Origin of the sequence: Blautia fusiformis (genome assembly GCF_020686995.1) — a bacterium.
Classification (GTDB): Bacteria; Bacillota; Clostridia; order Lachnospirales; family Lachnospiraceae; genus Blautia_A; species Blautia_A fusiformis.
Genome location: NZ_JAJEPT010000020.1, coordinates 1 through 14,657, shown reverse-complemented (window position 1 = coordinate 14,657; position 14,657 = coordinate 1). Strand labels below are relative to the sequence as shown.

7 protein-coding genes and 1 riboswitch are annotated in these 14,657 nt (G+C 43.2%); all 7 genes read right to left on the bottom strand.

The annotated features are described in order from the left end of the window. Window positions 1-126: 126 nt before the first annotated feature. Complete coding sequence (gene metK, locus LKD46_RS14555; protein ID WP_227574293.1) at window positions 127-1,329, bottom strand: methionine adenosyltransferase; 1,203 nt, start codon at window positions 1,327-1,329, stop codon at window positions 127-129. A gap of 86 nt (window positions 1,330-1,415) precedes the next feature. Beyond that, window positions 1,416-1,517: riboswitch (SAM riboswitch) on the bottom strand. A gap of 188 nt (window positions 1,518-1,705) precedes the next feature. Beyond that, window positions 1,706-3,292, bottom strand: a complete 1,587-nt coding sequence (locus tag LKD46_RS14550) for a pilin N-terminal domain-containing protein (protein WP_110104091.1) — start codon at window positions 3,290-3,292, stop codon at window positions 1,706-1,708. Continuing rightward, window positions 3,282-4,199, bottom strand: a complete 918-nt coding sequence (locus tag LKD46_RS14545) for a class C sortase (RefSeq protein WP_110104092.1) — start codon at window positions 4,197-4,199, stop codon at window positions 3,282-3,284. The genes LKD46_RS14550 and LKD46_RS14545 overlap by 11 nt, the downstream gene beginning before the upstream one ends. A gap of 3 nt (window positions 4,200-4,202) precedes the next feature. After that, window positions 4,203-5,063, bottom strand: coding sequence for a class C sortase (locus tag LKD46_RS14540; protein WP_227574292.1), 861 nt, complete (start codon window positions 5,061-5,063; stop codon window positions 4,203-4,205). Between the two features lie 157 nt (window positions 5,064-5,220). Further along, complete coding sequence (locus LKD46_RS14535; protein WP_158526510.1) at window positions 5,221-6,702, bottom strand: SpaH/EbpB family LPXTG-anchored major pilin; 1,482 nt, start codon at window positions 6,700-6,702, stop codon at window positions 5,221-5,223. A 68-nt stretch (window positions 6,703-6,770) separates the two neighbouring features. Continuing rightward, the gene (locus tag LKD46_RS14530) at window positions 6,771-12,071 is read right to left on the bottom strand and encodes a SpaA isopeptide-forming pilin-related protein (protein WP_227574291.1); all 5,301 of its coding nucleotides are present in this window, start codon (window positions 12,069-12,071) and stop codon (window positions 6,771-6,773) included. An 818-nt stretch (window positions 12,072-12,889) separates the two neighbouring features. After that, window positions 12,890-13,765: a helix-turn-helix transcriptional regulator gene (locus tag LKD46_RS14525; protein ID WP_227574290.1), complete on the bottom strand. Its 876-nt coding sequence runs from the start codon at window positions 13,763-13,765 to the stop codon at window positions 12,890-12,892. Between the last annotated feature and the right edge of the window lie 892 nt (window positions 13,766-14,657).

The following is a 14,657-nucleotide window of genomic DNA, read 5'->3' as shown; positions in this document are numbered from 1 at the left end:
ATAAATTCACACATTCGCATACACGTATTATAACATAAACTATATTCCCTATCTCTAAATTTTCTATAAAAAAGCCCCCGGTACTGATACTACCGGGGGGCTTCACTCTTTATTCTTCTGAAACGATTATTCGTAGCTGTTGCAAAGATACTTCTTCAGAGTCTCAACCTTGTCCAGATGCTCCCATGGAAGATCAACATCTGTACGGCCGAAATGACCATAAGCAGCAGTCTGCTTGTAGATCGGACGACGAAGGTCAAGCATCTTGATGATACCAGCCGGACGAAGATCAAAATTCTCACGAACGATCTCAACAAGTCTGGTCTCAGAAAGCTTACCTGTTCCGAAGGTATTCACACTGACAGAAGTCGGATGAGCAACACCGATCGCATAGGAAAGCTGGATCTCACACTTGTCAGCAAGACCAGCTGCAACAATGTTCTTTGCAACATAACGTGCAGCATAAGCAGCAGAACGGTCAACCTTTGTGCAGTCCTTACCGGAGAAAGCACCACCGCCGTGACGTCCTGTTCCGCCGTAGGTATCAACGATGATCTTACGTCCTGTCAGACCACTGTCACCGTGAGGTCCGCCGATAACAAAACGACCTGTCGGATTGATGAAATACTTAGTATCAGCATCAACCATATCAGCCGGAATGATCGCATCAAAAACATACTTCTTAATGTCCTCATGGATCTGCTCCTGAGTCACATCCGGATCATGCTGTGTAGAGCATACGACAGCATCGATTCTCTTCGGCTTGCCGGCCTCATCATACTCAACAGTAACCTGAGTCTTTCCATCCGGTCTTAAATATTTCAGAGTGCCGTCCTTACGAACCTTTGTCAGCTGCTGAGCAAGCTTGTGAGCCATGTTGATGGCATATGGCATATACTCCTCAGTCTCATTGGAAGCATAACCAAACTGAAGACCCTGGTCACCGGCACCGATGGAATCCAGCTCGTCCTCATTCATATCGTCCTCTTTCTGCTCAAGAGCCTTGTCAACACCCATAGCGATATCTGTGGACTGCTTGTCAAGTGATGTGATAACCGCACAGGTATCTGCGTCAAAGCCATAATCCGCATTGTCATATCCGATCTCACGGATAGTATCGCGAACAATCTTCTGGATATCAACATTAGCCTTGGTTGTGATCTCGCCCATAACAAGTACAAGACCTGTTGTAGTAGCAGTCTCGCAGGCAACACGGCTCATCGGATCCTGTGCCATCATAGCATCAAGAATCGCATCGGAAATAGAGTCGCAGACCTTGTCAGGATGACCCTCAGTTACAGATTCAGACGTAAATAAAATTTTCTCCATAATCTTCTCCTTTTGTAATAAAACAACGGTTATACACATAAAAAACAGCCCGTACAATCCGGACTGTTTAAATTCTGTAAACAATCCTCTTATTGTTCGATTGCTCGCTCAGGTTGGCACCTTCCTGGGTTCTCCGGGGTTGCCGTGGCTTCATAGATCCTTTGTATCTCCACCACTCTGAATAAAAGGCTATCTTTTATGAAATTTACTGCAACACATACAATATACTTATCATACCAAAATGTCAAGAGCAATTTTCGATAAAAAATATCACCCGCTGCTTTTTCATCCCCAATACGTAAATATTCCAAAAAAAGAACCGGGCATCCACATCGCCCGGTTCTTCCATCGATCATCCTTCAGAATGATCCGTTATTTATTTTTTCTTCTTTCTTTTAACTCCATAAGCTGCACCACCGCCAACAATGATCGCTGCTGCAAGGATTCCAACCCATACGCCGATCGGTGTATCATCGCCGGTCTTTACAGAACGTCTTGCTGTACCACTGGTATCGTTCGGAGCAGTTCCGCCCGCTGTACCGTTATTCGGGATCGGAGTGATCCGATCATTTCCACCATGATTTGTTCCAGGTGTAGCAGTCGGAATCGGTGTCGGCTCGGAAGAAAGACTGTTGGTGATCTCCTTTGTTACAGTATATCGGTTATCATTATTCAGTGTAACCTCACCCTGACCGGTAACTGTATACTTAAAGGTATCATCATCAACCGGATTTCCATCCTTATCCGTCTCCAGAACAGTATACGTAACACTGTTGATCTCCTGATCCTTTGGAAGATCCAACATTACCTGAACACTATCATTCTGTTTCAGAGTCACTACCTTCTCAAGCGTCAGCTCACCGTTACTCTCAGTGGAGAACACACCTGCATAGAACGTATCATCCACAGTAGAAGCAACACCATCGATCATCACATTCTTCTTAATGTTGATAAATCCGTTACGGCTGAATATATCGGAAATCTTTGTATAATAGTTATTTACATAAGCCGCTGCCTCAGTAGCACCACTATCTCCACCGATCACAACCTGATTGGACTTCTCTTCACTCTCACCATTCGGCTTCGTTACATTGTAGTAGTAAAGATTCTCCTCATCCACCTCGATCTTCGTATTCTGCTGAAGAAGATTTCCATCCTCATCCAGCTCAAATACATAATAGGTGCCATCCGGAACATCCGTCCATGTAGCTGTACCACTGGAAGCATTCTGGATATGGATATCCTGTAAATAATCATCACGGAACGGGATCGTACCTTCCTGATCCGAAAAAACGCCAACCTTATAAGTTACATCCTCTTTCGTTTCCAGAGGAATCACATTCCCGTTATCATCAACATTATAGATCCTCTTCGTAACCTGGATCTGTGTATGCTTCGGCGGATTACTTACAGACTTCGGATAAGCCTGTACATCGTACATCCAGCCCTGCTCCTGATCTGCAAAAGGAACGGAGATCAGCATCGGTGAAACCATAACACTGCTGTTTCCATCTGTCTGCACCACCAGGTACATACCCTCAGCCAGATCAGCGAAAGTCATATTTCCCTCTGCATCAGAGGACTTAGACATACCCCACACATCCACGCTTCCGCTGACGATCATAGCCGCCAGCTTCTCTGCCGCTTCATACCAGCCATCAGCCGTCGTGATGGAATCAAAATCGATTGCTGCAACAGACAGTGCCTCATCCAACACGAAATGCACATTGCCATCAAAATTCACACTGCCAACCTTGTAGATCGTCAGCCCTACATCCGGCAGCGGAGTCTGGTTGCCCTCCTCATCCGCCTGCTGAACCGTCAACGTCAGATTACCTGTTTTTCCAGCTTCATAATCCCCGGCGAAAACCGGCTGCAAAACACTCGTGACCAGCATAGCCGTCAGCATCAGAACAGCCAGAAGGCTCCGGAATATTTTCCCTTGCTTTCTTCTATTTTTCATCGCTCTCTGCCTCCTCTTTCCTTTCTGAAAGCTGCTTCTTTTTCCGTTTTTTGTCCCTATGACGGACGATCAGATAAATCAGCAGGATCAGAACAACAAGCACTGCAGCGCCGCCGGCCAGAACCCTCTTCGGATCCACAACAGCAAGCTTCTGCGGTATCGTTTCGTCATTCTTTGTATCTTCCACCACATATTTCGTCCGCACTCCCCGGACAAGAAGCCTGTGGGTGTTAACTCCATAAGGGGTACACGTGATCAGAGTCACATAATCTTCACCCTCGATAATATCCAGGTCACTGGTCTCATCCGGAAGCACCGTCTTGATCTGATCCACCTTGTAGGCCAGATGCTTGCCAAGAATATGCAGGATAAAAATATCTCCCTTTTCCATCTGATCCAGATCTGTAAAAAGCTTCGCATTCGGAAGACCTCGATGCGCCGCCAGAACCGCATGGGTGCTCTTGCCTCCGATAGGAAGACTGGTGCCCTCCACGTGACCCACACCCTTTTCCAGCACGGTCTTGCTCAGTCCGTGATAAATAGCCAGCTTCGCTTTGATCTTCGGGATCTCGATACTGCCCATCAGTCCGTCACCGTTCGGATCCAGAACCCTGTCATAAGGATGACTCAGCTCATAAGTATCCTCTTCCTCAAAAGCATCTACAATGGCATTTACCGGATGCTCGGCGTTGTACTCCTTCGCCTCTTTCCACAGCCTGTCATAGTCATTGTCCGAAAGCTCTGTTACCGCTTCCTCGTACTTACTGACCAGCTGGGCGTTACGGTACTGGTTCCACATATCACTGATCGTAGGATAAAGGAACACCCCCGCCCCCGCCAGAAATACCAGGGCGATAAAAATGTTCAGGACAACATTACTCTTTTTCTTTTTTTTCTTTTTAGCCATAAATCATTTCCTGCGTCGTTTTTTGTTCTGAACAGAATTGATACCGGCAACCAGGATCACCGCGATCACAATTCCGATCACAACACAGAGAGCAAGCATCGGAAGCGTCGGATTGGTGATTCCGGTAACCTTCTTCTCTGTTTTCTGAACCGCCTTCGCAGCCTTCATTGGAACTCTGTGTCCCCTCACCAGAAGTCTGTGCGTATTCACCGCATAAGGCGTACACGTAACCAGCGTTACATAATCATCCCCATCCGTGATACCCAGAGACTCTGTCTGCTCCGGAAGAACGGTAAGAATCTGATCCACCTCATAGGCAAGCGTCTTACCCAGCACATGCAGGTAAAAAATATCTCCCTCTTCCACAAGATTCAGATCTGTAAAAAGTTTCGCACTCGGAAGTCCTCTGTGTGCCGACAAAATACAATGGGTACTCTTGCCGCCAACCGGAAGACTGCTGCCGAACAAATGACCGGCACCCTTCTCCAGAGACTCATCTGTCGTGTAATGATAGATTGGAATGCTCACATCGATCACAGGAATCTCCACATACCCCATCATTCCATCACCATTCAGGTTCAGAAGAGACTCATATGTACTGTCCGTCTGGCCATCCCTCACGGAAAAAGCATCCGGCACACTTTCCTGCTTGATCTGTTCGTTATACTCCTGCGCTGCCTTCCACATGCTGTCAATCTTCTCCGCATTATCATCCGAAGAAACACTGCTGCTATAATCACTGATCAGCAGGCTGTCCCTGTACCGGTTCCAGGCATCACTGACCATTGGATACAGCAGTATGGACAACCCTATCAGAAACAGCAAACCAAGTCCAATATAATTTTTCTTCTTATTCTTTCTCATAGGTTTCTCCATACTGTTGTATTACCCTCCGGCCCCCGAAGGGGCCGGGCGGTAATGATTTCTTCAACAGAATAATCAGAAACTATTCTGTTTTAATACTTGCTTTGTCGTTGCTTATAAATAATTTTTGAATTGAATCGATCCGGCAATCAAACGATTACTCCTCAGATCCTTTTCTGCGGCTGATGAAGAAAGCACCAGCAGCGCCAGCCATAACTACAACACCGATGATAGTGAAGAGGTATGTTCCCATGCCACCTGTGGATGGAAGGGAGTTGAGTTTTGTATCGCTCATAGTAGCTGTACCAGTACGATTTTCTGCTGTCTGATTTGTTCCCCATGTTGCTACAGAATCTGTTGTATTAACAGAATATCCCTCTGGAGCTTTAATCTCTTTGAAGTTATAAGTATAGGAATCATCCAGACCTCTTACAACTGCTTCACCATTTGTATCAGTAATAATTAAGTTATCATCTGCTTTTGCGGTATCAAATCTTTCAGTCCAACCTGTAACTACATATTCATTATTTTTTTTCTCAGCGTCTTTAGAAACAAGTGCATAATATGTTTTTTCGCCATCTACTCTGTAAATAACAAATCCTGCATTTGCAAGTTTTACCTTTTCTTTACCATCATCAGTTTTTGTCATTGTGATTTTTCCAGTATACAGAGTATTGATTTTTGGTGTAAACGTATGTGTTCCATCATTTGGTACAACAGAGTTGTTTACAACTTCAGATTTAACAATAGCCTTGTAACTAATTACTACGTCTGCGTTAGCATTAGTTCTTACTTTTGCTACATCACTTAAATCTAAAACAAACTGCTTCTTACCATTTTGGAGAGTTGTGACATCTACAATCTTATTGATTGCTGCACCAGCACCAATTTGTACAGATACTACTAATTTACCATCATCATTAACACTATAGTCTGCACCCTCAATTGTATCAGTAATCGTATAGCTTACATCCTTATCTTCAACAGCATCTGAAATATACGGAACGTTTGTTCTCACTGTATAAGTAACTTCTTTATTAATTTCTACAACACCATCTGCTTCATCACTGCTCTTCTCAATTTTAATGGTTGTTCTTTTTGCATTTACTGTTTCATCTTTTAACTCAGTAGGAACATTTGTATATGGTTTAAAAGATACAAATGCTGCCATTGGACTATACACATAATTTGCAGTATCAGTTGTAGTTGCTTTAATTGCATAAACGCCAGCTGTAGTTGCTGTGATTTTATTTCCGTTACCTTGTTTATAAGAATTACCTAAGTTTGTCTCTACATTTGTCATTGCGGCCTGAAGTTCTGTTGCACTTGCTGGTTCTATACCTGTTGGAACCTTTGCCGTACCATCTTCATATTTAATTAATTTCCAAATAATCTGCTGATCTGATAATCCGGAAAATACTTTCTTAAATTCATCAGCTGCACCGTTAGAAAATGCCCAACCTGTTTCTGTTGTCTGATCTGGTACAATAATCTCTAAATAGCTTATTGTTGCTTTAGCATCCAGATTATTAACTGTAATTGTTGCTTCTTTAACTGCTGCAAAAGCCGCTGTGCACATAGACAGTACCATAACCGCTGCCACTAATAATGCACCAATCTTTTTAAATAAATTTTTCATAAGGTTTGCTCCTTTCTTTCTCTGCATTTTTCTTTTTCGCCCTTCATCGGCCATTTACAATTAATGTGTTACGATCTCTTTGCTTCTTCCTCCCTTCGTTTATTATTTATAAACAACAGGAGTGCAGTTGCAAGAATCGCTACACCACTGATTGTAAATCCATAAGTACCCGGTCCACCGGATTCTGGTAAGGAATATACCTTCGCGTTTTCGAGCTGGTAGATTGCCGGTTCACTTCCACTCTTACTAGCAATAGCACTTCCGTTACTGTCTTGAACTGTTACTGTTCCGCCACTTCCAACTATAATTCTCCATGGCTCTGTCGGACAGGTATAACCGGTTGCCGCTTCTGTTTCATATAACAGATAATTACCAACTGGAAGATTTTTCATTTCGATTTTTCCATTATTTCCGGAAACGATTCCTCCATATCCTTCAACCGAACTCTCAGAAGCTTTTCCCCAGTTTTCATCTGCTTCATATAACGCAAATTTAGCACCTTTTATAGTTATACTATGATCTGCCTTATCAACTTTTTCAAGTTCTACATTTGCTACAGATTTCTCATTGGTAAACTCAGCTACTCCAATTTTTCCGTTTGTTGTATCCGCATTTCCATTTTTCAGAACTTCTTTACTATTTGTGTCTGTTCCGATTGTAAATTTAACTTCTTTACTGCCTAAAACTTCAGACCAACAATTTGTCTTCTCACCAACAGTTGCTTCTTTCAGAGTATAGCTTGAATCCGGTATCTCCGTGATTGTGTAAACACCTCTTGACAATTTAGTCAATGCCGGCGTTTTCTCATCAATTGTTGCTGTCACATTTTTTTCAAGCTCAAAGGTTACTTTTGCCTCAATCTCACTTTGCTTAACCTCAGCTGTCGCTGTTGCGATCTTGTCTTTACCTTTCTTAACCTCAAAGATAAACGTTGCATTCTCTTTTGCTGGAGATTTCAATTTCTTGATAATCTGAATTTGTCCGGCGATAATGTGAATAGTATAAACTCCATATTCCCGTTCCTTATCATCCTGGGAATTATGAGCTTTCAATGTACCATCACCATTTCCAGAAATCTTTCCATCAGTATTATTTTTTTTATTTTCGTCTGTAACTTCTTTTAACCCATCGTTTTTATAAGTTACCTTCAGATAATACGTTTTAGAATCTGGCTCAGGTTTAACTTCCGCTATATTTTCTTTCAAGATTTCTGTTGTACAGTTCTCATCTTCATACCATTTTAATTCAAACTCATTTGAATTAATTGGGTTTCCATCAGCTCCTATTGTATAAGTTACTAAGCTTTCTGTGCCATCTAACTGTTTTACATATCCCTGCGGTGCATTTTTATTAAACAACGCATTTATAATGTCTTCAGTTGTCGGGACAGCATCGCCATAGAAGATCGTTGTTTCGTTATTTTTAACAACCAGATCTGATTTTACATTAACCTTTGGCTGTGGTAAAACAGCTTCGCCGTATCCTGTAGTAATCTTGGAATCCGGTGAAACATTGGTAGGAACATTGTTACCACCGATGTATTCGTCTTTGGCTCTTACGGTAATGGTTCTACTCCATGTACCTTTTTCAGCATTTGGAATAGTTTGATTCGTCCATTTTACAACTTGGTTTCCGGTACTTTCATCTACGGAAACCACTCCACCATTTCCTAAATCTATTGAACCTCCGGCATTTTTTATCATTTCATTGGTTACGGACTCGCCATCTTTCACGATTACAAATCGCGGATCAATCACATCCTTAATTTCAGCACCAGCAATATCAATATTCTGAGTAATCGTCTGCTGAATTTTTTCAAATATAACTTTCAGCTCATCAATTGATTCAGCCGTATAAGCACATCCCTCTGATGCAATTTTACCAGATAACCAATCCTTTGTAGTATCATTTAATTTGAGTCCTATTGTAAATACTTTAACTCCCGCTTCTCTTAAAGCTGTTGCTTTATTTTCCGAAGCCGTTTTATCGTCTTGAGTAGATGGATCTCCATCTGTGAACAGAATTGCATATTGTGGAACATTCTCTCTCTTATTACCTTTCAGCTGATTCTCCGCTATCTCTAATCCTGTCTGTGGAGATGTTCCTCCTGATGCATAAACACAACCCGTTGCCTTGATCAAACTATCTTTGGCACTTCCAACTTCTGTTAATCCCTGTTTTAAGGTTCCGGACGTATTAAATGTAGCTAACCCTATTCTGCTCTTCGAAGAAGCCTCCGCAGTAGAAGCTATAAATGCTGTTGCAGCCTCTTTTAAACCAGTCAGACTACTATTCAGAGTGTAAATCTTATTTGAGGAATTATCAGGTACTTGTTTCCATAATTTTCCAGTGTAATATATCCACTCATTTAAATAAATCATTGGACATTTAGCATTATAATACTTCCAATCGCTGTATCGTACACCGGTTGTCTCGTCGGTGTAATAGTATACTTTCGATGTATCTAGAGTTGTTTTACAGTCTTTATATCTTCCAACTTTACTAAATCCCTTTTCATCACTTCCATTCCCATCATATAACATACTTCTCGAAGTATCGAATACCATCATAATATCCGCAACACTGTCTTTTTCCTCAGTTGCACTGCTGGTCATCTTTGAATCAGCACTGATAGTAATGTCATAAGTCCTCTTATCCCAATCAGACACTATTGCAGTTTTATTATAATCCATACTGGATTCAATAATCTCCTCCTGCGTGTAATTCATAATATGATACGACAAATCTGTATCTTTTTCTATCTTTGTCTTGCCATCTGCTTTATAAAGAGTTGCCACTGCTTTATTATCAGCAGATGGCGTAACCTCTACAATCCAAGATTCATGTGATGCTTCATAGCCACTAGGTGCAGCAGCCTCTGTTAATGTATATTTTCCTGGTCTTAAGCTTGTAAAATTAACAAATCCTGTTCCATCTACGGATTCAGCAGTCTGTAATTCATGGGTATCTGAATTTACAAGATTAAATCGAGCACCACCTAACGCTTTCTGGCTTTTATTTACTTTTTTTAATACAAGATCTGTTGTAGGTACATTCGTAACTTCAGAAATACGCGCGGAAGGAAGGGTAAATTCCATCTGGCAGTTTGAGTCACCCGCACCTCGTTCCATATACAGAATAGTCAGAGTATGCTCTTTTTCTTTATCCTTATCGTCAACATACTGCCATAGATTTACTTTCTTGTTAGCTGCCTGATGAATTCCACCTAAATCGATTACAATTTTATTTCCATCCAAAACAACCCATAAATCATCATCACCTGTAAAGGTATAATCTAATGGACCTTTGTAATCTCCAATTTTAAAAGTTACATCATATCTCATTCCAAAATAGTAATTGTTACTATTATCACTATATTCTATTCTGGATTCTCCGTTCAATGGGTAGAAGTTAGCTCCTGCTGTTGCAAGCGTATTTCCATTCTGATTAATTACTTTTGTAAGTGTATAAGAATCTCCATTCTGAGCAAAAACTACTTTGTAATCCTTAATGAATTTTCTTAAATAAGTTTTAGTATCATCAATCTTGACAATTGCATCGTTATCTACAAAAAATCCTGGCTCGGGGTATTTGAATTTTACTATTCCATTTTCTACCCCTTTTAATAATCCTTCTGTCCTTCTGACATCTTGATTATATTTATTTACAAAGGCTTTAATTGTGCCTCCGTCTTCTTTATAACCAGAATCAACTGTAAAATCATATTGATAAGACTTATAATTTTGCTCCAGTGTACCTGCTGTTATTTTCTGATTACGCTTAGCACCCTTTGCATCCTCTCCTAACATATTAAATGAATACTCTTTCCCAGTTTTATCAGTACCAGCCTTAACTGTATAATCATAGAAAGATGCCGGTCCCTGGATCTCATTATGCTTTGGTTTATAATACACTTTTATCGTACTAGTATCCCATGCAACTTTAATCTTTTCGTAATTGCTAACTTCCGTATCATTTACTTTTACTTTTGAAACATCCCAGTTATTTGCCTTGGTATAATCATTTATATTTATATTTCCGCCAACTAAGATTGTTCTCTTATCTTCTGAATAAATCGGCGTACCAGCCTCATCCAGATGCTGAATTGTTACTTCAACTTCATTTCCGCCTTTCTGCACAATTACATAAGTAGAAAAATGCGTCGTCTCGAACTCAACATCACCATTCTTAGCAACGCTACCATCCATATTTTCAACGTTATCATTCTCGTCTACGTGATATACATCTGCATCCTTGATCTTCTTCTCATCATTCAGAGATACAGATACCTTCACTGTAGCACCTGGCTGAACCTCTTCGCCGTCTACCAGGAATTTGATATCATAGGAGTGAATCTTCTCGATAGCTTTCTTTTCTTTGATTGCTTCTTCGGTGATCTGGTCTTCCGCTTCCTGGCTGAGCTCTACCGGTGTTACGGAAAGCTCTGCGTTGTCCGGAAGGTCTGCCGGATCGGTAAGGGTGACTTTTACGTTGACTTCGTCACTCGTGTAATCATATCTGGTGATCTCAGGCTGAATTTCTTCTTCCTGCACATCCTCAGGCTCTTCTGCCTCATCACTGCTGTCAACAACCTGTGCCATATCACTTCTTATGTAAGCCTCGGTTCCTTCCCAGGAAACCTTGTACCAGGTTGCTCCGTCCTCTGCTGTTACGGTATCCAGAAGTGTGAGCTGTGTTCCTGCGTTTACAGTTGCCAGAACCTCTGCCTCGATAGACGGGCTGACACGAAGATTCGTATCGTCTCCCAGAACCTCGATCAGGCTTGTCTCACCATTCTCATCTGCTGCCGGAACATCATCCGGGCTCGCAATATCCTCTGCCGGTTCTTCCACCACATCCGGATCCTCTGCCGGCGCTTCAGTAGGTTCAGCATCCGGATTCTCCGCCGGAGCCTCAGAAGGCTCTGCATCAGGAGTTACCTCCGGATTCTCTGCTGCCGGTGTCTCAGCTACATCCTGCTCAGGCTCGTCCGAAATATCCATTCCGTCCGTAAGCTCCTCTGATGCGATAGACGCCTCGTCCTCATTACCGGAAACAGCTTCCGCCTCGACATCTGCTGTCTCAGGAGAATCCCACATAACGGCAAAAACAGCTGCGTTGCCAGTCTCAACCTGAAGTGTCTGGATCTGTTTGCCCTCGTTGACATTCAGAACCTTCAGATCCTCGTTGGCCTGTAAGGTGTTAACATCAGTATCACCGGTACTGCTGTTATAATGAAGCTTCTCAACGGTTACACTCGTGCTGGCTGCATCGGTAAGCTCCGGTGCTGCCGGTGTCTTGTACTCAAAAGTTACTCTGACTCTGCCGTTCGGCTCGACTCTGTTTCCGTCGCCATCAGCAAAATACACATCATACGCAAAAAAACCTCTCAGGCTGCTGCCCTTGTCTGTAGCTGCTGCTGAAAGCTTCTGAGAAACTGTATCATAAGATACGGATGAATTCTCGTTTACGCTGTCAGCCTTCAATGCTGTATTCTGCGGAAGAGCTCCGTCCTCCAGTGCCTCTGCTGTTACTTTAACAGAATCATTTTCATATGTAAGCGTCGATTGCTGCGCCTGTTCCGTTTCCTCCTGGTCAGCGCTGCTTACATCCGGTGTCGATTCTTCGGCCGCTGGTTCAGATGTAATTTCGCCATCTGTAAATATATCCTCCGTTCCATCTCCGAACGCCTCACTCGCGGAGATCGTATATGCACTCGGCATACAGGATACCATCAACGCCAAAGCCACCATAAATGCCAGGAGTTTTCTGATCTTATTATTCCTTAATTTTTTCATACCTTTCCCGCTTTCCTATGTGTGCATTAACGTGTACTGTATTTCTTATTACTTTACTTCTGTTTATATTCCTTTCTCTTAAAAAAGCTTCATGTTTTTAGCCGGTGAGTAAACAGGTTACACCTTTTCAATATTTTACCCTTATGTGATTGTAGTGTCAATATACCAGGCATTTTTGGTAAGGATATTGACATTATCAGATGCTATCGAAAATCAGTCTTCAACTCCTCCTTCTTAACTTACTCGTTTACTGGTTCTTTTCGTCTGATTTCTCCGATAAAATCTGACTATTCGTGATATTTATTATACAACACTACCAGTTGTTTTGTAAGGCCCGTTTTTTCAAAAAAAAGTGCCTCTGTCACTATTTTAACATGAATTTCTTCAGCTCATCCCCCACTTGCCAGCATGGCAATAGAAAACTCCATCGTCGACAGCTCCCCCGTAACCTTTCTCCGGTTTTCCGGATTATGAAGCGCCATCCAGCCCCTGCTGAAAGAAATCACACCCTCCGTGATCCGCTGATACGCCTCCGGATCCCGATTCCGGATACATGCCTCGATCAGCCCCCGCAAAAGCCCATGATGCTCAATAAAAGGCTCCAGAAACCCATCCATCTTCGCCAGCTCCCAGCTCCGGAGCATCTCCTCCTGCGCCTCCTGCTTATGCTTTCGGTTGATCGCACACACCGCCATCATACAGTGGATATACGTCATACTGATCGGATACGACCTATCCGCCATAAACAAAGCAGCCTTCCCCATCCCATAAGCACTCCATATCTCCCCGTTAAGATAAGTATGGTGCGCCATCACATACGTGGCAAAAAGCCTCAGCCCCTCAGGAAGCATCCTGCTGTACTCCCCAAAAGCAGGCATCCCATCCGTAGGCAGATGAAGCAAAACCGCCCCCACATACCCCGCCAGAAGACAGGACGCATAAACATCCTTAGGAACCTTCTTCTTCATAGCAATCTTCACACAGGACTGGATCCCCTCCATCCCCCGCTTAGCCGCCGCCACATTCCCCAGCGACAGATTAGAATACCCATACAAAATACACGCCGAAAGCTTCAGCTCAATAACCCTGCTGGACAGATACCCCCTCGTGATCTCACAACACTCCTCCGCCTGCCCCGTAAAATAAAAAAGCTCAGCCCGCGCAATATTCCTCACATCCACATCCTCAAACCCCTCAACAACCTCCCGAGCCCTCCCAGGCTCAAAAGACGAATTCAAAAGCGGCAAAACCACATAATCACACATACACTCCACTCCCTCCAAAACCCAGGTAGCCCCCAAAAGCCCCCCCTCAAAACCAAACCAACACACATCCGAAGCCCTCACACAAGCCACATCAACACACATCCGAAGCCCATCACACACCCCTCATCAACACACATCCGAAGCTCATCTCTCAAGTCACATCAGCATACATCCGAAGCTCATCTCTCAAGCCACATCAGCACACATCCGATGCTCTTCTCTCAACCCTCATCAACACACATCCGAAGCTCATCTCTCAAGCCACATCAGCATACATCCGAAGCTCATCTCTCAAGCCACATCAGCATACATCCGAAGCTCTTCTCTCAAGCCACATCAGCATACATCCGAAGCTCTTCTCTCAAGTCACATCAGCGTACATCCGAAGCTCTTCTCTCAAGCCACATCAGCGTACATCCGAAGCTCTTCTCTCAAGTCACACAAAACAGTCACCAGAACTCCGGATATCAATCAACCAGTCAATCAGTCAACCAATCAGGCCAACCATCTTTTTCCATAATTATAATCCAAAATCCTCCAAAAATAAATTTAAATATTACACAAAAACACTACAATATATCCAAACCAGCCTCTATTCCCCAATCCCCTCACGACAAACCGCAAAAAAACTCACCCCATCCACATCCAGCGCAGCGCCGATGCCACACCATCTCCCAACACACCACAAAGAAACTCAGCCCCTGCAGCCATACAGCGCAGCGCTGATGTCTCACCCTTTCCCGGCAAACCACCACACCTCACACCCCAAAAACCAGAACGGACAGACTGCCAGCGGGGCGGCTGCATGGTCGGGCCCCGGTGCGTCGGAGTAAGCCGCTGGTCATACTTGGCGCCTGGGGCTTCTGACGGGAAGGTACTCTGCGGCCACAAG

Excerpts from the sequence above, each read along its gene's own strand:
- metK (WP_227574293.1), bottom strand. The coding sequence starts at position 1,329 with ATGGAGAAAATTTTATTTACGTCTGAATCTGTAACTGAGGGTCATCCT.
- LKD46_RS14550 (WP_110104091.1), bottom strand. The coding sequence starts at position 3,292 with ATGAAAAATAGAAGAAAGCAAGGGAAAATATTCCGGAGCCTTCTGGCT.
- LKD46_RS14545 (WP_110104092.1), bottom strand. The coding sequence starts at position 4,199 with ATGGCTAAAAAGAAAAAAAAGAAAAAGAGTAATGTTGTCCTGAACATT.
- LKD46_RS14540 (WP_227574292.1), bottom strand. The coding sequence starts at position 5,063 with ATGAGAAAGAATAAGAAGAAAAATTATATTGGACTTGGTTTGCTGTTT.
- LKD46_RS14535 (WP_158526510.1), bottom strand. The coding sequence starts at position 6,702 with ATGAAAAATTTATTTAAAAAGATTGGTGCATTATTAGTGGCAGCGGTT.
- LKD46_RS14525 (WP_227574290.1), bottom strand. The coding sequence starts at position 13,765 with ATGTGTGATTATGTGGTTTTGCCGCTTTTGAATTCGTCTTTTGAGCCT.